Origin of the sequence: Dryocola clanedunensis, from assembly GCF_038405435.1 — a bacterium.
Lineage (GTDB): Bacteria > Pseudomonadota > Gammaproteobacteria > Enterobacterales > Enterobacteriaceae > Dryocola > Dryocola clanedunensis_A.
Map to the genome: position 1 here is coordinate 416,190 of NZ_JBBYHZ010000004.1, position 21,854 is coordinate 438,043.

19 protein-coding genes are annotated in these 21,854 nt (G+C 56.9%); 12 read left to right on the forward strand and 7 right to left on the reverse strand.

Going from position 1 to position 21,854, the window contains the following annotated elements:
- The first annotated feature begins 20 nt into the window (after positions 1-20).
- Positions 21-878, forward strand: a complete 858-nt coding sequence (gene nfo, locus AAE045_RS12485; RefSeq protein ID WP_455548001.1) for a deoxyribonuclease IV — start codon at positions 21-23, stop codon at positions 876-878.
- A gap of 76 nt (positions 879-954) precedes the next feature.
- On the opposite strand, the gene AAE045_RS12490 is transcribed toward nfo, so the two are convergent.
- The 4 genes from AAE045_RS12490 to fruB form a co-directional block, all read right to left on the reverse strand.
- On the reverse strand, positions 955-1,782 hold the full coding sequence (locus AAE045_RS12490) for a sugar phosphate isomerase/epimerase family protein (RefSeq protein WP_455548002.1): 828 nt from the start codon (positions 1,780-1,782) through the stop codon (positions 955-957).
- Between the two features lie 170 nt (positions 1,783-1,952).
- Positions 1,953-3,647: a PTS fructose transporter subunit IIBC gene (gene fruA / locus AAE045_RS12495; RefSeq protein WP_455548003.1), complete on the reverse strand. Its 1,695-nt coding sequence runs from the start codon at positions 3,645-3,647 to the stop codon at positions 1,953-1,955.
- Positions 3,648-3,663: 16 nt separating this feature from the next.
- A complete protein-coding gene (fruK, locus tag AAE045_RS12500) occupies positions 3,664-4,602 on the reverse strand; it encodes a 1-phosphofructokinase (protein WP_202302960.1) in 939 nt (312 codons plus the stop codon).
- Complete coding sequence (fruB, locus tag AAE045_RS12505) at positions 4,599-5,732, reverse strand: fused PTS fructose transporter subunit IIA/HPr protein (protein WP_455548004.1); 1,134 nt, start codon at positions 5,730-5,732, stop codon at positions 4,599-4,601. The genes fruK and fruB overlap by 4 nt, the downstream gene beginning before the upstream one ends.
- Positions 5,733-6,099: 367 nt before the next feature.
- On the opposite strand from fruB, the gene setB reads away from it, so the two are divergent.
- Positions 6,100-7,281: a sugar efflux transporter SetB gene (gene setB, locus AAE045_RS12510; protein WP_455548005.1), complete on the forward strand. Its 1,182-nt coding sequence runs from the start codon at positions 6,100-6,102 to the stop codon at positions 7,279-7,281.
- Here the strand turns inward: setB and AAE045_RS12515 are convergent.
- A complete protein-coding gene (locus tag AAE045_RS12515) occupies positions 7,278-7,532 on the reverse strand; it encodes a YkgJ family cysteine cluster protein (protein ID WP_455548006.1) in 255 nt (84 codons plus the stop codon). The genes setB and AAE045_RS12515 overlap by 4 nt on opposite strands.
- Positions 7,533-7,704: 172 nt before the next feature.
- Here AAE045_RS12515 and yeiP point away from each other — a divergent pair, with 172 nt between their 5' ends.
- A complete protein-coding gene (gene yeiP, locus AAE045_RS12520; RefSeq protein ID WP_271129273.1) occupies positions 7,705-8,277 on the forward strand; it encodes an elongation factor P-like protein YeiP in 573 nt (190 codons plus the stop codon).
- An 84-nt stretch (positions 8,278-8,361) separates the two neighbouring features.
- Here the strand turns inward: yeiP and uxuA are convergent, their stop codons facing one another.
- Positions 8,362-9,555 (reverse strand): mannonate dehydratase, encoded by a 1,194-nt coding sequence (uxuA, locus tag AAE045_RS12525; protein WP_455548007.1) that lies wholly within the window; start codon positions 9,553-9,555, stop codon positions 8,362-8,364.
- Positions 9,556-9,765: 210 nt separating this feature from the next.
- On the opposite strand from uxuA, the gene AAE045_RS12530 reads away from it, so the two are divergent.
- The 9 genes from AAE045_RS12530 to yejF all read left to right on the forward strand — a co-directional run bounded on the left by AAE045_RS12530 (position 9,766) and on the right by yejF (position 21,484).
- Positions 9,766-11,226, forward strand: coding sequence for a mannitol dehydrogenase family protein (locus AAE045_RS12530; RefSeq protein ID WP_455548008.1), 1,461 nt, complete (start codon positions 9,766-9,768; stop codon positions 11,224-11,226).
- A 115-nt stretch (positions 11,227-11,341) separates the two neighbouring features.
- A complete protein-coding gene (locus AAE045_RS12535) occupies positions 11,342-12,322 on the forward strand; it encodes a CobW family GTP-binding protein (RefSeq protein ID WP_455548009.1) in 981 nt (326 codons plus the stop codon).
- 43 nt (positions 12,323-12,365) lie between these two features.
- On the forward strand, positions 12,366-13,070 hold the full coding sequence (locus AAE045_RS12540; RefSeq protein ID WP_455548065.1) for a phosphatase PAP2 family protein: 705 nt from the start codon (positions 12,366-12,368) through the stop codon (positions 13,068-13,070).
- A gap of 423 nt (positions 13,071-13,493) precedes the next feature.
- The gene (mepS, locus tag AAE045_RS12545; RefSeq protein WP_455548010.1) at positions 13,494-14,060 is read left to right on the forward strand and encodes a bifunctional murein DD-endopeptidase/murein LD-carboxypeptidase; all 567 of its coding nucleotides are present in this window, start codon (positions 13,494-13,496) and stop codon (positions 14,058-14,060) included.
- A gap of 244 nt (positions 14,061-14,304) precedes the next feature.
- Positions 14,305-15,891 (forward strand): cyclic di-GMP phosphodiesterase, encoded by a 1,587-nt coding sequence (locus AAE045_RS12550; protein WP_455548011.1) that lies wholly within the window; start codon positions 14,305-14,307, stop codon positions 15,889-15,891.
- A gap of 65 nt (positions 15,892-15,956) precedes the next feature.
- A complete protein-coding gene (locus AAE045_RS12555; RefSeq protein WP_455548012.1) occupies positions 15,957-17,765 on the forward strand; it encodes an extracellular solute-binding protein in 1,809 nt (602 codons plus the stop codon).
- Between the two features lie 8 nt (positions 17,766-17,773).
- Entirely contained in the window at positions 17,774-18,871 is a 1,098-nt protein-coding gene (locus AAE045_RS12560; protein ID WP_455548013.1) for a microcin C ABC transporter permease YejB, read from the forward strand.
- Entirely contained in the window at positions 18,868-19,893 is a 1,026-nt protein-coding gene (locus tag AAE045_RS12565) for a microcin C ABC transporter permease (protein ID WP_455548014.1), read from the forward strand. The genes AAE045_RS12560 and AAE045_RS12565 overlap by 4 nt, the downstream gene beginning before the upstream one ends.
- A gap of 1 nt (position 19,894) precedes the next feature.
- The gene (gene yejF, locus AAE045_RS12570) at positions 19,895-21,484 is read left to right on the forward strand and encodes a microcin C ABC transporter ATP-binding protein YejF (protein WP_455548015.1); all 1,590 of its coding nucleotides are present in this window, start codon (positions 19,895-19,897) and stop codon (positions 21,482-21,484) included.
- A gap of 10 nt (positions 21,485-21,494) precedes the next feature.
- Here yejF and AAE045_RS12575 read toward each other — a convergent pair whose 3' ends face one another.
- Positions 21,495-21,839, reverse strand: coding sequence for a YejG family protein (locus AAE045_RS12575; RefSeq protein WP_455548016.1), 345 nt, complete (start codon positions 21,837-21,839; stop codon positions 21,495-21,497).
- Positions 21,840-21,854 lie beyond the last annotated feature (15 nt).

Consider the following 21,854-nt stretch of genomic DNA (forward strand, 5'->3'; position numbering starts at 1 on the left):
TTTTGACAGGAGAAACAAAGATGAAGTTTATTGGAGCGCACGTCAGCGCCTCGGGCGGATTAGAAAACGCCGCCGTTCGCGCCCACGAACTGGACGCTACCGCTTTTGCCCTGTTTACTAAAAACCAGCGTCAATGGCGGGCTGCGCCGCTCACCGATGAAGTCATCAGCAACTTCAAACGCGCCTGCGAAAAGTACAGCTACGGGCCAGGCCAGATCCTGCCTCACGACAGCTATCTGATTAACCTGGGCCATCCGGTTGAAGAGGCGCTGGAAAAATCCCGCGAGGCGTTTCTGGATGAGATGCAGCGCTGCGAACAGCTCGGGCTGACGCTGCTGAACTTCCACCCAGGCAGCCACCTGAAGCAAATTCCTGAAGAAGAGTGCCTGGCGAAAATTGCCCAGTCCATCAACATCGCGCTGGATAAAACCAAAGACGTGGTGGCGGTTATCGAAAACACCGCGGGCCAGGGCAGCAATCTGGGCTTCCGCTTTGAACATCTGGCGGCGATTATCGACGGCGTGGAGGACAAATCCCGCGTTGGCGTCTGCATTGACACCTGCCACGCGTTTGCGGCGGGCTACGATCTGCGGACCGAAGAGGACTGCGAGAGAACGTTCAGCGAATTCGAACGCATCGTCGGCTTCCAGTATTTACGCGGCATGCACCTGAACGATGCCAAAAGCGAATTCGGCAGCCGGGTTGACCGCCACAACAGCCTGGGCGCAGGTAACATTGGCCATACGCCTTTTGCGTGGCTGATGCGCGACAGCCGCTTCGACGGCATCCCGCTGATTCTGGAAACGACCAATCCGGATATCTGGGCCGAAGAGATCGCCTGGCTGAAAGCCCAGCAGCACGAAACCGCTGTGGCATAATTTTATTACGGCGGATGACGCTTGCCCAACTTATCTCGTAGGGCGGATAAGCGCCAGCGTCATCCGCCGGTACCTTTCAGGCAAACTTCACTAGCCGCTCGCTTAAATTCTCTTCGAGCCACCGCAGCGACTCAAACCCTGCTTCAGCAATTCTGCCCGGCTCCGCCAGCTGATACTCATCGTTAAAAATCTCCAGCGACCACGGCCCGCGATAGCCTTTGTCCACCAGAGTTCTGGCAAACTCCAGCACGGGCAGATCGCCCATGCCCGGCACGCAGCGGTAGTGAAGGCTCCATTCCAGCACTTCCAGGTCCTTGCGCGGCGCGTCGGCCAGCTGCACAAAAAAGATCTTCTCCAGCGGGATGTTTGTCAGGTTGAGTTCATCCCCCAGCGCCAGCACGTGGAAGCTGTCCAGCACTATCCCCAAAGACGCGCTGTTAACGGCTTTTACCCGGTCCCACGACTGCTGATAGCGGTTGACATGCCTGCCCCAGGCCAGCGCCTCATAGCCCACTTTCACGCCGTGCTGGCGGGCAAGCTCCGCTATTTTTCCCAGGTCGCTAATCTGCTTATCCCGGCTCGCGTCGCACTGCTCGTCTACGTTGCTGCACAGCAATAGCTTTTCGCAGCCCAGCTGATTCATCGTCTCGAACGTTCTGCGCGCCCGCTCGAGGTTTTCCGCCAGCTGCGCATCCGGCACTCCCTCGAAGTTACGAAACGGCTGGTACAGCAGGATCTGTAAGCCCAGGCTGCTGGCGAGCTTCGCAATATCACGCGTGCTTCCCTGCCAGGCCTGGAGATCCGGCTCAAAGATTTCCACGCCGCTAAAGCCCGCGCGGGCTATCGCGTGAAGTTTTTCAGGTAACGTACCGGCAAGACAAACGGTGGCTATTGAACGCTGCATACTTTCCTCGGGAACCCAGTGGGAGAGCTTTAATCTTTGAACCAACTGGTTCATTTGGCAACATTCAGGTAACAAATGGCGTTGTAAGCGGGGCTTGCCAGAAATGGAAAGTGAAAACGCCCCCGGTTTTCCCCGGAGGCGTTCAGATGAACTGCTTGATTTTACGGATATTAAGCTGTTTTAACAGCCAGCTCGGCGTCCGGGCGCTTCAGGAAGGCGTAAGACAAACCTGCCAGCAGCGTACCCGCCACAATCGCAATCAGATAGCCCAGCACCGGCGTAATCGCGCCAGGGATCAGCAGGACGAACAGGCCACCGTGCGGCGCCATCAGCTTCGCGCCAACCGCCATGGAGATAGCGCCTGTTACCGCACCGCCCACGATACAGCAGGGCAGAACGCGCATCGGGTCACGGGCCGCGAACGGAATCGCCCCTTCGGTGATGAAGCACAGGCCCAGCACCAGCGCCGCTTTGCCGCCTTCCTGCTCGGACTTAGCGAACTTACGACGGGCAACCAGCGTCGCCAGGCCCAGCGCCAGCGGTGGCACCATACCTGCCGCCATGATGGCCGCCATTGGTGCGTAGGTCTGGGTGCTCAGCAGGCCAACGCCGAAAGCGTAAGCCGCTTTGTTCACCGGGCCGCCCATGTCGGTACACATCATACCGCCGAGGATCGCGCCAAGCAGAACCGCGTTTGCGGTGCCCATGGTCTGCAGCCAGTGGGTCAGGCCTTCGAGGATTTTCGCAACCGGCGTACCGATCAGGTAGATCATCGCCAGGCCAACAACCAGGCTGGAAATCAGCGGAATGATCAGGATCGGCTTCAATGCCTCCATGCTTGGCGGCAGCTTCAGCTTAGTGCTGATCGCTTTCGCCACGTAGCCCGCAAGGAAACCGGCAATGATCCCGCCGATGAAACCCGCGCCGGTGCTGACGGCCAGCATACCGCCGATAAGACCCGGCGTCAGGCCGGGACGGTCAGCGATGGAGAACGCAATGTAACCCGCCAGTACCGGCACCATCAGCGCAAAGGCGGAGCCGCCGCCGATCTGCATCAGCGCAGCGGCCAGCGTGCCCGGCTCTTTAAACGCTTCGATACCAAAGGCGAAGGAGAGCGCGATGCACAGGCCGCCCGCAACAACCATCGGCAGCATGTAAGAAACGCCGGTCAGCAGGTGACGGTATGCCCCGGCCCCCTCTTTCTTGCCTTCTTTTGCAGAAGCCGCGCTCTGGCCTTTGGCTTCAAAGATAGTCGCTTCGGTCTGCGCCTTATCCAGCTCCTGGGCCGTTTTCTTCAGCGCAAGGCCGGTGGAAGTACGGTACATCGGCTTGCCGGCAAACTTCGCCAGATCCACTTCGATGTCAGCCGCCACGATCACCAGATCGGCCTCGGCCACCTCTTCCGGCGTTATGGCATTGCCCGCACCTACGGAGCCACGCGTTTCCACCTTCACCCACCAGCCGCGTTTTTTCGCTTCGGTTTCGATGGCTTCCGCAGCCATAAAGGTGTGCGCTACGCCAGTTGGGCAGGCAGTTACCGCCACAATGCGTTTCGGGCCTTTTGCCGCCGCAGCCGGTGCCGCAGCGGCAACAGGGGCGGTATAAGGTTTGGCTTTGCCTTTTGCTTCGCTCAGGAACAGCTCAGGGTGCAGCACCGCACGGTCGATATCGCCCAGGAAGACATTTTTGCCGTTCAGGGCGGTATCTGCCGGGATGGCGGTGCCCACCACGATAGCCAGTTCGGCCTCGTTCGGGTTGTCGATAATAGTCAGATGCGCTTTCGAAGCCGCAGCGCTCAGCAGGGTTTTCGCGAGGTAAGCGCGCGCCTGGCCAAGCGTAGGATCGATAATCAGCAGCGTTTTCATTGTTCCTCTCCTGCCGTTAGTTAAAGGGTTGCAGATCGACGCGGGCCATCATGGCGGCCAGCTGGGTGCGATCCGTAATGCCAACGTTGCTCTGGCTCACCGCCAGCGCCGCAACGGCCGTGGCCAGGCGCAGGGTATGCTCGCTGGATTCACGCATCAGCAGGCCGTAAATCAGGCCGCCAACCATGGAATCCCCGGCGCCCACGGTGCTGACAACTTCGCAGGCAGGCGGTTTCGCAATCCACTCGCCCGACGCGTTCACCCACAGCGCGCCTTCGGCACCCAGGGAGATAACAACGTGTGCAATGCCCTGCTCGCGCAGGGCGTGCGCGGCTTCGATCACGTCTTTCATTTCAGGAAGCTTGCGGCCAGCCCAGATTTCCAGCTCGCGGCGGTTTGGTTTGACCAGCCACGGCGCGGCCTTCAGCCCGGCTACCAGCGCCTCACGGCTGCTGTCAAAGATGATGCACGGACACTGGCTGCGCAGACGGGTCATCCAGTCGGTGAACGCTTCCGGCGTTACGCCCGCAGGCAGGCTGCCGCTGACGCAGACCATATCGAACTGGCCCAGCCAGCTCAGGGAATCGGCAACGAAGCGCTCCCAGTCGGACGGCGTTACTTCAAAGCCGGAGAAGTTGAAGTCGGTGACTTCGCCGTCTTTCTCGGTCAGCTTGACGTTGATGCGGGTACGGCCCTGCACCACCTGAAAACGGTTGGCGATGCCCAGCTCGCTGAACAGCTGCTGAAAGCCGTCCTGGTTGTCTTTGCCCAGGAAACCGCCCACGGTGACGTCAATGCCCAGGTCCTTAAGGACTTTGGCGACGTTGATGCCTTTTCCGGCAGCGTGCAGGCCGGTCGTGCGAACGAGGTTCACTTCACCGCGTTCAACTTCCGGGGTGTAGCCAACCAGGTCATAGGCCGGGTTCAGCGTAATTGTTGCGACACGTCTGGTCATGCGGCCCCCTCGCCCAGACCGGCGGCGATAGCTTCGCCGATAGCCTGTAATGCCTGTTGTGCGTCATCGCCCTGGGCGGTAAAGCGCAGACGGTGGCCTTTTTTCACGCCCAGCGCGACAACCTTCATCAGGCTGCGGCCGTTAGCGGGTTTACCGGAACCGTCGAGATTGGTCACGGTGATATCACTGCTGAACTGCTTGATGGTATTCACCAGCATTGTACCCGGACGGGCATGCAGGCCGTGTTCGTTGCGGATGGTGAACTCTTCCGTCAGCACGTTTTCAGCCGGTGCGGCATCGCTGGTCAGCAGCGTCAGCAAAGTCGGTGCATCCGCGTTCAGCAGGTGCTCTGCTTTATTGTTGATCAGCAGATCGCTAAGGCGATTCAGTACCTGTAGCGGCTGTTCGTCGGCGACGGCTACGGTCATCAGCATGGAGACCGGCTCGCCTTCCGCTTCAAAAGCAGCGGACGGACGGCTGATAGCCACCGCGCTGCCAAGGTTGCCTTCGGTGCTGTCGCTCAGCCAGATACCCTGACCGAGATTCAGCGGCCTGTTGGAAACGACGTTGCTGACAAAGGAGGCATCCGCCGCGCCAGCCTGTTTGATGCGGCCAGCGTTCAGCGCCTGAAGCGTCATCAGGTCACTTGCGGTGACGTCCAGCGCCAGCAGGGAGTTGTCAAACAGCAGCGCGGCGCTCTGTTTTTCACCCATCAGCAGGGCACGCACTTCTTCTGCGGTCGTTGCGGTGCGCAGCTGTTCAGCAACGGCGTCATCGCTTAATACGTGCGTCAGCTGGCGCAGCAGCCCCAGGTGTTCGTCGGAGCTGGCGGCAATACCGATTGCCACATAGGCTTTCTGCCCTTCCGCCCACTCAATGCCCTGCGGGAACTGGAAGACCTGAACGCCGGTTTTCAGCACCAGGTCGCGCGTATCGGTAGTGCCGTGCGGGATGGCGATGCCGTTGCCCAGATAGGTTGCGGTCTGCTGCTCGCGCGCAAGCATGCCGTCGACGTAGCCTTCGGCCACGTTACCCGCCTGCACAAGTGCAGCGGCAACCTGACGGATGGCCTCTTCTTTACTCCCGGCGCTTTGGCCAGGATGGATGTCCTGAACAGATAACTGGAACATGGATCCTCTCTTCTGCTGAATTGAAACGATTCAGCTGTTATGAGAAAAAAAGCGCCCTCTGGTGTGACAATGGCAACAAGACGACGCTGAAACGTTTCAATGAGTGTGTGTATTTCCCGCAAATCAGGCAAGCACTGTTGCGATTTGTTTACTGGAATTTTGAGGTTACGCACATTTTTATGCTCACCAAAACGTCAGAGCTGAAATAAAGCCCGGCTTTCTTTTAAGCTTCAGCAAACTTCAGCTTTAGCAAAACTTATTCAGAACGCCGTTTTGACTTTTTGTGTCCCTTTTGATTTGAAGCGCTGTTTATTCGCTCACAAGGCGCGTAAACTCCGCGCGTTCACTCATCAACGACCCTGACCCCATGCAAAACACCCCAGTAGCCGCGGCCCGCAAGCCCCTCGATCTGACGTCATCCGCCTTCTTGATTGTAGCTTTTTTAACCGGTATTGCAGGCGCGCTGCAAACGCCTACCCTGAGCCTGTTTCTGACGACGGAAGTCCACGTCCGTCCGGCGCTGGTTGGCTTCTTTTTTACCGGCAGCGCGGTTATCGGCATTCTGGTCAGCCAGTTCCTGGCGGGACGTTCGGACCGTAAAGGGGATCGCAAGGCGCTGATTTTTGTCTGCTGCCTGCTGGGCGCGCTGGCCTGCCTGCTGTTTGCATGGAACCGCAACTACTTTGTTTTACTGTTCGTTGGGGTGTTCCTGAGCAGCTTCGGCTCTACCGCGAACCCGCAGATGTTCGCCCTGGCCCGCGAGCACGCTGACCGCACCGGCCGCGAAGCCGTGATGTTCAGCTCGATTTTACGCGCGCAGGTTTCCCTGGCCTGGGTTATCGGCCCGCCAATCGCCTACGCGCTGGCGCTGGGCTTTGGCTTCACCACCATGTACCTGAGCGCCGCCTTTGCCTTTGTGGTGTGCAGCCTGATGGTCTGGCTGTTCCTGCCGTCGATGCGTAAAGCGCCCGTTGCGGCGACCGGTAAGCTGGAAGCCCCTCGCCGCAACCGCCGCGACGCGCTGCTGCTGTTCGTGGCCTGCACCATGATGTGGGGCTGCAACAGCCTGTACATCATTAATATGCCGCTCTATATCATTAACGAACTGCATCTGCCGGAGAAGCTGGCGGGGGTGATGATGGGAACGGCGGCGGGCCTTGAAATCCCCACCATGCTGATTGCGGGCTACTACGCAAAACGCTTTGGTAAACGCTTCCTGATGCGTATCTCGCTGGTCGCGGGCCTGCTGTTCTATATCGGCATGCTGACGCTGCACAACGAGATGATGCTGCTGGGGCTACAGCTGCTGAACGCGATTTTCATCGGCATTCTGGCTGGGATTGGCATGCTCTACTTCCAGGATTTGATGCCGGGACAGGCGGGCGCGGCCACTACGCTGTATACCAACACCACGCGCGTGGGCTGGATAATCGCCGGCTCAATGGCCGGAGTGGTGGCTGAAATCTGGAGCTATCACACCGTGTTCTTTATTGCGCTGGGCATGGTAGTCATTACGGCTTACTGCCTGCTGCGCATCAAAGACGTTTAGGGGGCCGTTGCGGCCTCAAGCCAGATAAGATAGTCCATCGCCTGCACGCGCGTTGTGCCGCACATTTCGCGGCTGGCCTGCAGGCTGGCGCAAACCTTTGGCCTCAGCGGCGAAAGAAAGATTTTGCAGCGCATATCGTCGCCGAGCTGAACGCAGGGAGTATTTGCCGGTTTGCCGTTGGGCATGCCGGGTATCGGGCTGGATACGGAAGGTGCGGTGCAGCAGGCGCCGCAATCAGGACGACAGTCCATCAGCAATACTCCGGTGGGCTGGCTAAGTGAGCGGACTGTAGCAGCCCCGCTCCGCCTTTACTACGCACATTTATACTTTGTCTCACCAGCGATGAAATCCGCTTGCCTGAACTGCCCCTCGCGAGTAATTTGTCGCAATATTTTCGCCTCTCAAATTTTACAGGAAACACCGATGGCAAGAGCTAACGAAATCAAAAAGGGTATGGTCCTTAACCACAACGGCAAGCTGCTGATTGTTAAAGATATCGATATCCAGTCACCGAGCGCACGCGGCGCGGCTACCCTTTATAAGATGCGTTTTTCCGACGTCCGTACCGGGCAGAAGGTAGAAGAGCGTTTCAAAGGTGACGATATCGTCGATACCATTACCCTGACCCGTCGTTTCGTTGATTTCTCTTATATCGACGGCAACGAATACGTGTTCATGGATAAAGAAGATTACACGCCGTACATCTTCACCAAAGACCAGATCGAAGATGAGCTGCAGTTCATCCCGGAAGGCGGCATGCCTGACATGCAGGTGCTGACCTGGGACGGCCAGCTGCTGGCGCTGGAGCTGCCGCAGACCGTGGATCTGGAAATCGTTGAAACCGCCCCTGGCATCAAAGGCGCGTCAGCAAGCTCCCGCACCAAGCCCGCCACTATGTCCACCGGCCTGGTGATTCAGGTGCCGGAATACATGGTCACCGGCGAGAAGATCCGCATTCATATCGCTGAGAAGCGCTCTATGGGCCGTGCTGATTAATTAAAATGTCGGATGGCGCAGGCTTATCCGGCCTGCGACCAAAAAAAACGCGCCTTCAGGCGCGTTTTTTTATCTCCGTTCAGCTTATTTCAGCAGGTCCGGGAACATAATCTGCTTCAGCGCCAGCTCTACGCCGCGCACCTCTGCCAGCCCTTTCAGGCGGCCAATCGCCGAATAGCCCGGGTTTGTTTTCTTGTGCAGATCGTCCAGCATCTGGTGGCCGTGATCGGGGCGCATCGGAATCGGGCGTAAATCACCGCTCGCTTTACGGCGCTGCTCTTCCGTCAGAATCGCCTTCACTACCGCAACCATATCCACATCGCCCTGCAGGTGCGCGCCTTCATGGAAGGTTTTTGGGTTATCTTCACGGCAGGTGGCGCGCAGGTGGGTGAAGTGAATGCGGTCGCCGAATGTTTCTATCATGCGGACCAGGTCGTTATCCGCGCGCACGCCGTAGGAGCCGGTACACATGGTGAAGCCATTGTTGATGCTGTCTACGGTCTCTTTCAGCCACTGCATATCTTCGATGGTAGAGACAATGCGCGGCAGGCCGAGAATTGGGCGCGGCGGATCGTCCGGATGCACGGCCAGGCGTACGCCCACTTCATCAGCCACGGCTACAATAGCGCGCAGGAAATACGCCATGTTTTCACGCAGCTGCTCTTTGTTAATGCCGTCGTATTCCGCAAGGCGGGCGCGGAACTGATCCAGCGTGTAGCCCTCTTCCGCTCCCGGCAGCCCCGCGATGATGTTGCGGGTCAGCTTCTCAACTTCGGCTTCGGACATGTTATTGAAGTAGTCTTGCGCCTGGCGCTGCTCCTCTTCGCTGTAGTCTGCCTCGGCGCCTTTGCGCTTCAGGATGTGCAGTTCAAACGCCGCGAAGGCAATCTGGTCAAAACGCAGCGCGCGGGAGCCGTCCGGCAGCTCGTACTCCAGGTCGGTACGCGTCCAGTCCAGAATAGGCATAAAGTTGTAGCAGACGGTATCGATGCCGCATTCAGCCAGGTTGCGGATGCTCTGCTGATAGCTGGCGATGTGCTTGTCATAGTCGCCGCTGTGGGTCTTTATCTCTTCGTGAACAGGAATGCTTTCAACAACGGACCAGGTCAGCCCTTTTTCCGCAAGCTCAGCCTGGCGCCGTTTGATTTCCGCCACCGGCCACACTTCGCCGTTTGGGATGTGGTGCAAAGCGGTGACCACGCCGGTCGCGCCCGCCTGGCGCACGTCGTCCAGTGATACAGGGTCTTTCGGGCCATACCAACGCCAGGTTTGTTCCATTGCCAGTTCCTCAGTTAAAAGATGTCATACCAATTTAAGCCGTTCTGTATGACGACTACCATACCGCAAAGCGGTAAATCGTCAATTTACAGCGCAGCATTGGTTGATCGAGCTCACATTAAAGGGATAAAGGCAGCACACCAATTTAATTTGCTGTCATATAACTTTAGACTGCAATTGTTATCATTACGTTAATCAGGATTTGCATTTATGAATACAATTGCTTCCGTCACCCTGCCCGAAGGCGTCCGACAGCCGGGCTACGATCGCCGGGCCCTTAAAACCCGCATCGTCCATTTCGGCTTCGGCGCGTTTCACCGGGCGCACCAGGCGCTGCTTACCGACCGGGTTCTCAACGCTCAGGGCGGTGACTGGGGGATCTGCGAGATCAGCCTGTTTAGCGGCGATAAGCTGATGAGCGCCCTGCGCGCGCAGGATCACCTTTATACCGTGCTGGAGAAAGGGCCGGACGGCAACCAGGCGATTATCGTCGGCGCGGTTAACGAATGCCTGAACGCAAAGCTCGACGGCATGGAAGCAATTATAGAAAAATTCTGCGAGCCGCAGGTCGCTATTGTCTCCCTGACCGTGACGGAAAAGGGCTACTGCATCGATCCGGCAACGGGCAAGCTGGACGCCGCTAACGAACGCATCATGCACGACCTGCAAAACCCTGCTGAACCTCACTCTGCCCCCGGCATTCTGGTGGAGGCGCTTAACCGCCGCCGTGAACGCGGCCTGCCTCCGTTTACCGTTCTCTCCTGCGATAACATCCCGGACAACGGTCACGTAGTGCGAAACGCCGTCATCGGCATGGCGGAAAAGCGCAGCCAGCCGCTGGCCGACTGGGTACGCGAGTTCGTGACCTTCCCAAGCACGATGGTTGACCGCATCGTGCCCGCCGCCACGGCAGAATCTTTGCAGGAAATTACGGACGTGCTGGGCGTGGAAGATCCCTGCGCGATTTCAGGCGAGCCGTTTATCCAGTGGGTAATTGAAGATAATTTCGTAGCCGGACGCCCGGAGTGGGAAGTGGCCGGCGTGGAGATGGTGGACGACGTGATGCCATGGGAGCAGATGAAGCTGCGCATGCTCAACGGCAGCCACTCCTTCCTGGCGTACCTCGGCTATCTGGCGGGCTACCAGCATATTAATGACTGCATGGCCGATGAGCATTTCAAACGTGCCGCCCATCAGCTGATGATGCATGAGCAGGCTCCCACCCTGCGCGTCAAAGGTGTTGACCTCGGGCAGTATGCCAGCAGCCTTCTTGAGCGCTTCGCTAACCCCGCCCTGCAGCACCGCACCTGGCAAATCGCCATGGACGGCAGCCAGAAGCTTCCGCAGCGTATGCTGGAAAGCGTACGCTGGCATCTGCAAAACGGCGATGAGTGGCCCTGTCTGGCTTTAGGAATTGCGGGCTGGATGCGCTACGTCAGCGGCGTAGATGATTCCGGTAACGCCATTGATATCCGTGACCCGCTGGCGCAGAAAATCAAAGATCTGGTAGAGCAAAGTTCAGAAACTGAACGCGTTGCCGCCCTGCTGAGCCTGAGCGAAATTTTTGGTAACGATCTTCCCAAAGACGAGCGCTTTGTGCAGCGCGTCAGCGCCGCCTGGGAGGAACTGCGTAGTAACGGCGCAAAACAGGCGGTGGCTAACCTGCTGTAGTTAACGATCCATGCCCTTAATACGGCCCTGTTCCGCCGCGGGCCGTTTTTATACTTCTTTTTTTCGCAAATGTTGTTCAGGATACTGGCTGTTCTCAACGCCCCCCGGAGCAACTGTGACCAAAACCAATCTGATTACCGGTTTTCTCGGCAGCGGGAAAACCACCACCATCCTGCATCTGCTGGCCCGCAAGCCCGCCGATGAAAAATGGGCCGTGCTGGTCAATGAGTTTGGCGAAGTAGGCATAGATGGTGCCCTGCTTGCCGACAGCGGCGCGCTGCTTAAAGAGATCCCAGGCGGCTGCATGTGCTGCGTGAACGGGCTGCCTATGCAGGTTGGGCTTAATACGCTGCTGCGCCAGGGTAAACCGGATCGTCTGCTTATTGAGCCAACCGGCCTGGGCCATCCAAAACAGATCCTTGATATGCTGACCGCCGAGGTTTATCAGCCCTGGCTTGACCTGCGTGCGACGCTCTGTCTGCTGGATGCGCGCCAGCTGCTCGACGAGCGCAGCACCAATAATGACAACTTCCGCGACCAGCTTGCCGCAGCGGATATCATCATCGCCAATAAAAGCGACCGTGCCAGCGACGAGAGCCAGCTGGCGCTTGCCCGGTGGCGGGAAGAGTTCGCCAGCGGGCGTGAAATTATCCCCGCGCAAAATGGCATGATTGATATCAATCTGCTGGATAATCCTCGTCAGAACCTGAGGGAGCTTCCGGCCAGCCCGGAGCATAGCCATACCCACGCGGCCACCCGTGGCCTGGCCGCGCTGAATCTTCCCGGCCACCAGCGCTGGAGACGCAGCATCAATAGCGGTCAGGGATACGTTGCCTGCGGCTGGATTTTTGATGCGGAGACCGTTTTCGATACCGTGGGTATTCTGGAATGGGCCCGCCAGGCACCGGTCAGCCGGGTGAAAGGCGTGCTGCGCATTGCCGAGGGGCTGGTTCGCATCAATCGCCAGGGGGAAGACCTGCATATTGAAACGCAGAACGTTTCGCCCCCCGACAGCCGTATCGAATTGATCAATGACAAGGATACGGACTGGAACGCCTTGCAAAGCGCGCTGTTGAGGCTACGTTTAAGTTCGTGAGTCTACCCTCCCGAGTCGATATAAGATTTTGAAAACACGCATGATGAAAATACGCTTACCCCTGATTTTATTGCTCAACGCACTAGGCCTGGCGCTGTTCTTTAGCTGGTACCTGCCTGAAAACCACGGATTCTGGTTTAGCCTGGACGCCGGCATATTCCATTTCTTCAATAATGGATTGGTTAATAGCCACGCCTACGTTGTGCTGCTGGCCGTTACCAACAACCGCGTGTTTGACGGTATCTCCCTGCTTGCCATGGGCGCGCTGTTCTCCTGGTTCTGGTGGCATGAAACCCCGAAAGGGCGTCGTCGTCTGGTGATCATGGGCGTCGTAATGCTGCTGTGCGCCGTGATCATTAACCAGTTGGGCCACCTGATCCCGGTATCGCACGTCAGCCCCACGCTCTATTTCCCGGATATTCACCGGGTGAGCGAACTGCTGCATTTCCCGACTAAAGACGCCTCAAAAGATAGTTTCCCCGGCGATCACGGTTTAATGCTGCTTATTTTTACCGGCTTCGTCCTGCGTTATTTTGGTCAAAAAGCGTTCTTTATTGCGCTGCTTATTTTCTTTGTTTTTGCCTCGCCGCGCATAATGATCGGCGCACACTGGTTTACCGATGTGTATGTCGGGTCGCTTTCAATCGCGCTGGTTGGCCTGCCCTGGGCGCTATTAACCCCACTCAGCGATGGGTTAATTAACCTCCTTGACCGCTATCTCCCCGGCAAAAACAAAACAATTGCGTAACACTAATTAAACATGACATAACGCAAACCATCAGGGATCCCTAAAGGATCCCTGATGGTTTTTTAACCCACCCGCCTTTTTGAACATAATTTAACCTTTCTTTTTCCCCTGTGAAATTAAGAATCTGCGCATTTTAACGGCACATTTGGCTAACATTTATGCAAATTGAATTTTCTTCTTATAACATCACAAATTCTTATAAAAAAAGTGGCAAAAGCACTCGCCATGCCTGATTCAATGGGGTAATCTCGAATACGTTTTGCGCTGGCAACCCAATTATTCCCTTGTGAATTAAAATGTGCGTCAAGCCACATTTTTGTTCAGTAGTAATTGTCTCAAAGCGCACAGCTAATTAGTCTCGTCACGTTGGTAATTTTGTATAACGATTCGTATCGTTAAGGACATCAAGGGATAATAAACAAAATGGTCAAATCTCAGCCTATCTTGAGATATATCTTGCGGGCTATCCCCGCCGTTGCTGTGGCAGTAATGCTGTCAGCATGTAGTTCGACTAACACCGCAAATATGCATTCTGAGACGCATGCAGTCAGCAATAAAGATGGTTTTTTACTGCAAGCCTCTCAGGATGAATTCGAAGAGATGGTCCGTAATGTAGATGTGAAGTCACGTCTTATGGATCAATATGCCAGCTGGAAAGGCGTGCGTTACCGCCTGGGTGGCAGCACCAAAAAAGGCATCGACTGTTCCGCTTTTGTGCAGCGAACTTTCCGTGACCAGTTCGGTTTAGAGTTGCCACGTTCAACCTCTGAACAGCAGGATACGGGGAAATCCGTGTCGCGCAGCAAACTTCGCACCGGCGATTTAGTGCTGTTCCGTGCAGGCTCTACGGGCCGCCACGTTGGCATTTATATTGGTAACAACCAGTTTGTTCATGCTTCCACCAGCAACGGAGTGATGATCTCCAACATGGACGAGCCCTACTGGAATAAGCGCTATAACGAAGCGCGTCGTGTCTTAAGCCGTAGCTAATCGTTCTCGCAGTTAATTCCCTTGGCTGCCTGACGAGACGAGACAAACGAATGAAACGCTGCCCCGGCAGCGTTTTTTGTTTCCCGGCCCTGCTGCGTCCCCCTCCCCGCCGTGCGCTCCATTCATTCATATAAACTATTGTTTCCTGGCGAAACTATATGACTCACCGGTGCCTTTTGCGCTATAGTCAGAAAAAATCTCATATAAACCATGCGTCTCTTGCGTCAGCAGGAACATTTCACCGATGCCTTCAAAAAAAATTTTTGTGCGCTATTTTTCCAGCCCACGGCAAATTGCTTCCTTCAGCATTTTATTTGCCCTGCTGAGCGCTTTGCTCTTTGGCGGAATAACCAGCCTTGTTCTGCATAACAAGCGCGAGGCCAGCTACGACGTGCTGGCAAAGGACATTCGAGGCTACCTCAGAAGTTTCTTTCACGACCTTTCCGCTACCGCAGAAGGCATTCAGCCGCTGACCGTAGCTGACTGCGGGCTGGTCACCGGGGAACTCACCTCAAGGGCTGCCTTCAATGTCAACGTCCGCGCGTTTCTGCTGATTAATAACGGCATCGCCTATTGTTCATCCGCCACCGGCTCAATGCGCATGACGATGAAAGAGCTGGTGCCCGACATCGATTTAAATAAAAAAATCGACCTGTCGATCATGAGCGGCACGCCGATGATGCCGGGAAAACCGACCATTGCGGCCTGGTTTAAAAATCCCCTCGTCGAGGGGCGCGGGATATTCACCACGCTGAACGTCAACCTGACCCCCTACCTGCTGTTTACGGCACGTCAGAGCCAGGTCATGTCGATGGCGATTGTGGCAGGAGACAAAGCGTTGAGCACTCTCTCTCCTGAGGCGCTGCCCACCGCTTCGCTCCCGCCGGATCCTACCCGCATCGCCAGTCTGAAAGACTACCCGCTCAGCATTTATATCTACGGCACCGCCTGGCCGTCGGCAGATATCCAGCTCTCTATTCTGGCGGGACTGATTTTTGGTCTGCTGAGCGGCGTGATGTGCTGCTATTTCCTCTCCGTGCGTATGCGGCCGGGAAAAGAGATCCTGATGGGCATCAAGCGCGAGCAGTTCCACGTGGTATATCAGCCGGTTGTTGATGCTGAAGGGTTAGAGATGCAGGGCATCGAGGCGCTGATGCGCTGGGAGCACCCAACCGCCGGGATGATCCCGCCGGATGCCTTTATCGCCTTTGCCGAAGCCCAGCAGCTTATCGTCCCGCTGACCCGCCATCTCTTTGCGCTTGTTGCTCGCGATGCGCAGGAACTGCAAAACATCTTCCCGCCGGGTGCAAAGCTGGGCATCAATCTCGCCCCCAGCCATCTTCACGCCCCGTCATTTAAAGAAGACATTCTTAATTTTGCCGCCTCGCTGCCGCCGCACCACTTCCAGATCGTTTTTGAAATCACCGAGCGCGATATGCTGAAGGAAAAGGAGGCGATGGGGATTTTCGCCTGGCTGCACGAGCAGGGCTTTGAGCTGGCGGTGGATGACTTCGGCACCGGGCACAGCGCGCTTATCTATCTGGAACGCTTCACCCTTGAATATCTGAAAATTGACCGTGGCTTTGTTAATTCTATAGGCATGGAGACGGTCACCGCGCCGGTGCTGGACGCCGTGCTGACGCTGGCAAGGCGCCTGAATATGGCAACGGTCGCAGAAGGCGTCGAAACGCCGGAGCAGGCCAAATGGCTAATTGACCGGGGCGTGAATTATCTGCAGGGCTATTACTTCAGCCGCCCGCTGACGTTACAGCAGCTCATCAGCTGGCATCAGGCCGGACACGACCACCGATTGCTGAAAAACGCGCATTAATTTCACAATCCACGCCGTCTAACTTATGATTTAGCATCATGGTGTTAAAAGGATTGACCAGATTGATGTTTGCGCGCGCCGTCCTGTTACTTTGCCTCAGCCTGTTTGCCGTCCAGAGCCTGGCGGAGAACATCAAAGAGAGCTACTCCTTTGCCGTGCTCGGCGAGCCAAAGTATGCCATTAACTTCACCCATTTCGATTACGTGAACCCGGCCGCCCCTAAGGGCGGAAACATCACGCTGTCGGCAATTGGCACCTTTGATAACTTCAACCGCTACGCGCTGCGCGGCAACCCAGGTATCCGCACCGATACGCTGTATGACTCCCTGTTTACCACCTCGGACGACGAGCCCGGAAGCTACTATCCGCTGGTCGGCGAGATGGCGCGCTATCCGGACAACTTTGCCTGGGCCGAAATCGAAATCAATCCCCTCGCCCGCTTTCACGACGGTTCACCCATTACCGCCAAAGACGTTGCCTTCACCTTTAATAAATTTATGACCGAAGGGGTGCCGCAGTTCCGGCTCATCTACAAAGGGGCAAAGGTGAAAGCCATCGCCCCGCTGACGGTTCGTATTGAGCTGGCACAGCCGAGCAAAGAGCGGATGCTCGGCCTGTTTTCCCTTCCTGTTTTCCCGGAAAAGTTCTGGAAAAATCATAAGCTCAGCGATCCGCTTTCGAGGCCACCGCTTGCCAGCGGCCCCTATAAAATCACCGCCTGGCGCATGGGCCAGTACATCACCTATTCGCGGGTGAAGGACTACTGGGCGGCGAATCTGCCGGTTAACCGTGGGCGCTGGAACTTCGACTCCATTCGCTACGACTACTACCTCGACGATAACGTCGCCTTTGAGGCGTTCAAGGCCGGGGCCTTTGATTTCCGTGCCGAGAGCTCGGCTAAAAACTGGGCAACCCGCTATATCGGCAAAAATTTCGCAAATCATTTTATCGTCAAAGAAGAAGTGAAAAACGATGCCGCCCAGGACGCGCGCTGGCTGGCGTATAATATTCAGCGCCCCCTCTTCGCCGACCGCAGAGTCCGCGAGGCGGTCGGGATGGCCTTCGATTTTGAATGGATGAATAAGGCGCTGTTCTACGGTGCCTACAGCCGCGCCGACAGCTACTTCCAGAATACGGAGTATGCGGCGCGCGGCTACCCGGACGCCGACGAGCTGACCCTGCTTGCCCCGATGAAAAAAGATCTGCCTCCCGAGGTGTTTACAACCATCTACACTCCCCCGAAATCCAAAGGGGACGGTTTTGATCGCGACAACCTGCTAAAGGCGCTGAATCTGTTAAAAGAGGCGGGCTGGGAGCTGAAAAACCAGAAGCTGGTCAATACCAAAACCGGCAAACCCTTCACCTTTGAACTTTTGATTGGCACGACGGGCAACACCCAGTGGGTATTGCCATTCCAGCACAATCTTGAGCGACTCGGGATCGCAATGGAGATTCGCCAGGTAGATAACTCCCAGCTGACCAACCGCCTGCGCAACAGGGATTACGACATGATGCCGACGCTCTACAGCGCCATGCCCTACCCGAGCACCGACGTGCAAATCTCCTGGGCTTCTGAATATGTGGATTCAACATACAACGCGCCGGGGGTAAAAAGCCCGGTCATCGACAGGCTTGTCGCGCAGATCATCGCCAACCAGGGCGACCAGAAAAAGCTGCTGCCGCTGGGCCGGGCGCTGGATCGCGTGCTGACATGGAACTTCTATATGATCCCTATGTGGTACATGACCGCCGACCGTTTCGCCTGGTGGAACAAATTCTCAAAACCGGCAGTACACCCGCTCTACACGTCGGGATTCGATACCTGGTGGTATGACGTCAACAAGGCCGCGCAGCTGCCGGCACAGCGGCGCTGAGGGGTATTGTGGGAAATTATCTATTAAGACGGCTGCTGCTGATCGTCCCGACCCTGTGGGCGATAATCACCATCAACTTTTTTATCGTGCAGATTGCGCCGGGCGGCCCGGTGGATCAGGCAATAGCCGCGATCCAGTTCGGCCACGGCTCCGGGATGCCGGGCGTCAGCACGGACGCTATGGGCAGCGGCCACGCCAGGGTGGGGGTGGCTAACGCCACAGATAACCAGTACCGCGGCGCGCGCGGGCTGGACCCGGAGGTCATCGCGGAAATAACCCATCGCTACGGCTTCGATAAACCGCTGCACGAGCGCTATTTCAAAATGCTCGGGGACTACGTGCGCTTTGATTTTGGCGACAGCCTGTTCCGCAGCGCTTCGGTGCTGCACCTCATCAAAGAGAGCCTGCCGGTGTCGATATCCCTCGGCCTGTGGAGCACGCTGATTATCTATCTGGTGTCGATTCCGCTGGGCATCCGCAAGGCCATCAGCAACGGCAGCCACTTCGACGTCTGGAGCAGCACCCTAATCATCATCGGTTATGCCATCCCGGCATTCTTGTTTGCCATTCTGCTGATTGTGCTGTTCGCGGGCGGCAGCTATCTGGACTGGTTCCCGCTGCGTGGCCTGGTCTCCACCAATTTCGATACCCTGCCGTGGTATGGAAAAATCACTGATTATCTGTGGCACATTACGCTGCCGGTGCTGGCAACCGTTGTGGGCGGATTCGCCACGTTAACGATGCTGACCAAAAACTCGTTTCTGGACGAGATCCGCAAGCAGTACGTGGTCACCGCACGGGCCAAAGGGCTGGATGAGAAAAAAATCCTTTATCGCCACGTTTTCCGTAACGCCATGCTGCTGGTGATTGCCGGGTTTCCGGCCACGTTTATCAGCATGTTTTTCACCGGCTCGGTGCTTATCGAGGTGATCTTCTCGTTAAACGGGCTCGGCCTGCTGGGCTATGACTCCACTATTTCCCGGGACTATCCGGTAATGTTCGGCACGCTCTATATCTTTACGCTGATTGGCCTGCTGCTGAATATCCTCAGCGATATCACCTATACCTTTGTTGACCCGCGTATCGATTTTGAGGGGCGAGGATGAGCCGTTTAAGCCCGATTAACCAGGCTCGCTGGGCGCGCTTTCGCCAGAACCGCCGGGGCTACTGGTCGCTGTGGATCTTCGCCATTCTGTTTGCCCTTAGCCTCTGCTCCGAGCTGGTGGCCAACGATCGGCCGCTGGTGGTGCACTATCAGGATCGTTTCTTCTTCCCGGCGCTGGTTAACTACAGCGAAAGCGACTTTGGCGGCCCGCTGGCGACCGCGGCGGATTACCAGGATCCGTGGCTTGCCGAACATCTGAGCCGGGATGGCTGGACGCTCTGGGCGCCGATTCGCTTTGGCGCGCACGCTATTAACTATGCCACTCCCGTTCCCTTCCCCTCCCCACCGAGCGCTCAAAACTGGCTGGGTACCGATGCAAACGGCGGCGACGTGCTGGCGCGGCTGCTGTACGGCACGCGCATCTCCATCTTGTTTGGCCTGATGCTGACGCTCTTCTCAAGCGTGATTGGCGTGCTGGCCGGGGCGGTACAGGGCTATTACGGCGGGCGGGTCGACCTTTGGGGGCAGCGCTTTATCGAAGTGTGGTCGGGCATGCCGACTCTGTTTCTTATTATCCTGCTGTCGAGCGTGGTCCAGCCCAGCTTCTGGTGGCTGCTGGGCATCACGGTGCTGTTCGGCTGGATGAGCCTTGTGGGCGTCGTGCGCGCTGAATTCCTGCGCACCCGTAATTTTGACTATATTCGCGCCGCCCAGGCGATGGGCGTCAGCGACGGCGCAATCATCACCCGCCACATGCTGCCGAACGCCATGGTCGCCACCCTGACTTTTTTACCGTTTATTCTCTGCGGTTCGATAACCACGCTGACGTCGCTGGATTTCCTGGGCTTCGGCCTGCCGCTGGGCTCGCCGTCGCTGGGCGAACTGTTGCTGCAGGGCAAAAATAACCTGCAGGCACCGTGGCTGGGCATTACCGCCTTTGTGTATCTGTCCATCCTGTTAACGTTATTGATATTTATTGGCGAAGCGGTGCGTGACGCCTTTGACCCGAGTAAGGCGCGCTGACATGACTACCCCTCTGCTTTCCATTAATAACCTCTCCATCGCCTTCCGCCAGGGGGCGGAAACCCGTCTGGTGGTTGACGATCTTTCACTGCAAATAGAGGCCGGAGAGACGCTGGCGCTGGTCGGTGAATCCGGTTCAGGCAAAAGCGTGACGGCGCTTTCCGTGCTGCGCCTGCTGCCCTCGCCGCCCGCCGTCTATCCCGGCGGGGAGATCTATTTTAAAGGACAGGAACTGTTAAAGGCGCCGGAACGCACGCTGCGGGGAATTCGCGGAAATAAAATCGCCATGATTTTCCAGGAGCCGATGGTGTCGCTTAATCCGCTGCACAGCATCGAAAAACAGCTCTATGAAGTGCTGTCGTTACACCGTGGCATGCGTCGCGAAGCCGCCAGGGCGGAAATGCTGACCTGCCTGGACCGGGTGGGGATCCGTAATGCGGCCTCACGCCTGAAGGATTTTCCGCATCAGCTCTCCGGCGGTGAGCGCCAGCGCGTCATGATTGCCATGGCGCTGCTGACGCGCCCGGAGCTGCTGATTGCCGATGAGCCAACGACCGCGCTGGACGTCACCGTTCAGGCGCAAATATTACAGCTGCTGAAAGAGCTGAAGCAGGAGCTGAACATGGGCCTGCTTTTTATCACCCACAACCTCAGCATCGTCAGGCAGCTCGCGAATACTATCGCCGTGATGCGCAACGGTAAGTGCGTGGAGCAGAACAAAGCCGCTGCTCTGCTCCAGTCACCCCAGCATGCTTATACGCAACAGCTGCTGGCAGCAGAACCCAGCGGCGAGCCGTGGCCTCTGGATGCAAGCCTGCCGCCGTTGTTAAAAGTTGACTCTCTGGAAGTGGCCTTCCCCATCCGCCGCGGGCTGCTAAAGAAAACGGTCGGCTATCATTACGGCATTAAAGGGCTGAGTTTTACGCTGAGGCCAGGGGAATGCGTCGGTCTGGTTGGTGAATCCGGATCGGGGAAAAGTACTACCGGCCTGGCGCTGCTGCGGCTGATCCACTCCAGAGGCACCATCTGGTTTGACGGCCATCCTCTGCACGATCTGAACCGCAAAAAGCTCCTGCCGCTGCGCCACCGTATTCAGGTGGTGTTTCAGGATCCTAATTCAGCGCTAAACCCGCGTCTGGACGTGCTGCAAATTATTGAGGAAGGGCTGCGCGTGCATCACCCGGATCTCAGCGCGGCCGAACGCGAGAAACGGGTCGTTGCGGCAATGGCGGAGGTAGGTCTCGATCCCGAAACCCGCCACCGTTACCCGGCGGAATTTTCAGGCGGCCAGCGGCAGCGTATCGCCATCGCCCGGGCGCTGATCCTTCAGCCCCAGCTGATCGTTCTCGATGAGCCCACCTCGTCGCTGGACAGATCCGTCCAGGCGCAAATTCTGGCGCTGCTTAAGTCATTACAGGAAAAGCATCGGCTGGCTTATATCTTCATCAGCCACGATTTGAAGGTAGTGAAATCGCTGTGTCATCAGGTGATCGTGCTTCGGCAGGGGGAGGTGGTCGAGCAGGGAGAGTGTCAGAAGGTCTTTGCCGCGCCGCAGGCAGAATACACCCGCCAGCTACTGACGCTGGCCTGAAGCCGGGGCGTCAGAAAGGATTAGCGCTGGAGAAAGATTCTGCGATGGCGACGCCAAAGTTCTTCAGTCGGCAGGTTGCTGCGGGTTCGTCCTGACGGTCAACAAACAGGCAGGGTTCACCTTCACATTCCACCACCGAGCAGGCGACTTCGATATCGCTTAACGCCTGGCTAAGTTTGTGCATGATTGGCCACGCCTCTTCGCCATCTTCGCTAAGCAGTTTCAGGCCAATGAGGCAGTTTTCAGCCTGCTGAGCGTTTTGCGGAATCGGTTCAACTTTCGAACCTGCAAAGCCCGCCGACCAGCGATAGCTCTGCGGTAGGCGATGAATGATAGAAAGCTGTAACGTATTCAAAATCGTGTCCCCGGG

Bases quoted from the DNA above. Each gene is read 5' to 3' on its own strand.
- AAE045_RS12530 (WP_455548008.1), top strand. From the start codon at position 9,766: ATGAATACAATTGCTTCCGTCACCCTGCCCGAAGGCGTCCGACAGCCG.
- AAE045_RS12550 (WP_455548011.1), top strand. From the start codon at position 14,305: ATGCCTTCAAAAAAAATTTTTGTGCGCTATTTTTCCAGCCCACGGCAA.
- AAE045_RS12490 (WP_455548002.1), bottom strand. From the start codon at position 1,782: ATGCAGCGTTCAATAGCCACCGTTTGTCTTGCCGGTACGTTACCTGAA.
- nfo (WP_455548001.1), top strand. From the start codon at position 21: ATGAAGTTTATTGGAGCGCACGTCAGCGCCTCGGGCGGATTAGAAAAC.
- AAE045_RS12555 (WP_455548012.1), top strand. From the start codon at position 15,957: ATGTTTGCGCGCGCCGTCCTGTTACTTTGCCTCAGCCTGTTTGCCGTC.
- fruK (WP_202302960.1), bottom strand. From the start codon at position 4,602: ATGACCAGACGTGTCGCAACAATTACGCTGAACCCGGCCTATGACCTG.
- fruA (WP_455548003.1), bottom strand. From the start codon at position 3,647: ATGAAAACGCTGCTGATTATCGATCCTACGCTTGGCCAGGCGCGCGCT.
- yeiP (WP_271129273.1), top strand. From the start codon at position 7,705: ATGGCAAGAGCTAACGAAATCAAAAAGGGTATGGTCCTTAACCACAAC.
- AAE045_RS12565 (WP_455548014.1), top strand. From the start codon at position 18,868: ATGAGCCGTTTAAGCCCGATTAACCAGGCTCGCTGGGCGCGCTTTCGC.
- AAE045_RS12515 (WP_455548006.1), bottom strand. From the start codon at position 7,532: ATGGACTGTCGTCCTGATTGCGGCGCCTGCTGCACCGCACCTTCCGTA.
- yejF (WP_455548015.1), top strand. From the start codon at position 19,895: ATGACTACCCCTCTGCTTTCCATTAATAACCTCTCCATCGCCTTCCGC.
- fruB (WP_455548004.1), bottom strand. From the start codon at position 5,732: ATGTTCCAGTTATCTGTTCAGGACATCCATCCTGGCCAAAGCGCCGGG.
- setB (WP_455548005.1), top strand. From the start codon at position 6,100: ATGCAAAACACCCCAGTAGCCGCGGCCCGCAAGCCCCTCGATCTGACG.
- AAE045_RS12540 (WP_455548065.1), top strand. From the start codon at position 12,366: ATGAAAATACGCTTACCCCTGATTTTATTGCTCAACGCACTAGGCCTG.
- mepS (WP_455548010.1), top strand. From the start codon at position 13,494: ATGGTCAAATCTCAGCCTATCTTGAGATATATCTTGCGGGCTATCCCC.
- uxuA (WP_455548007.1), bottom strand. From the start codon at position 9,555: ATGGAACAAACCTGGCGTTGGTATGGCCCGAAAGACCCTGTATCACTG.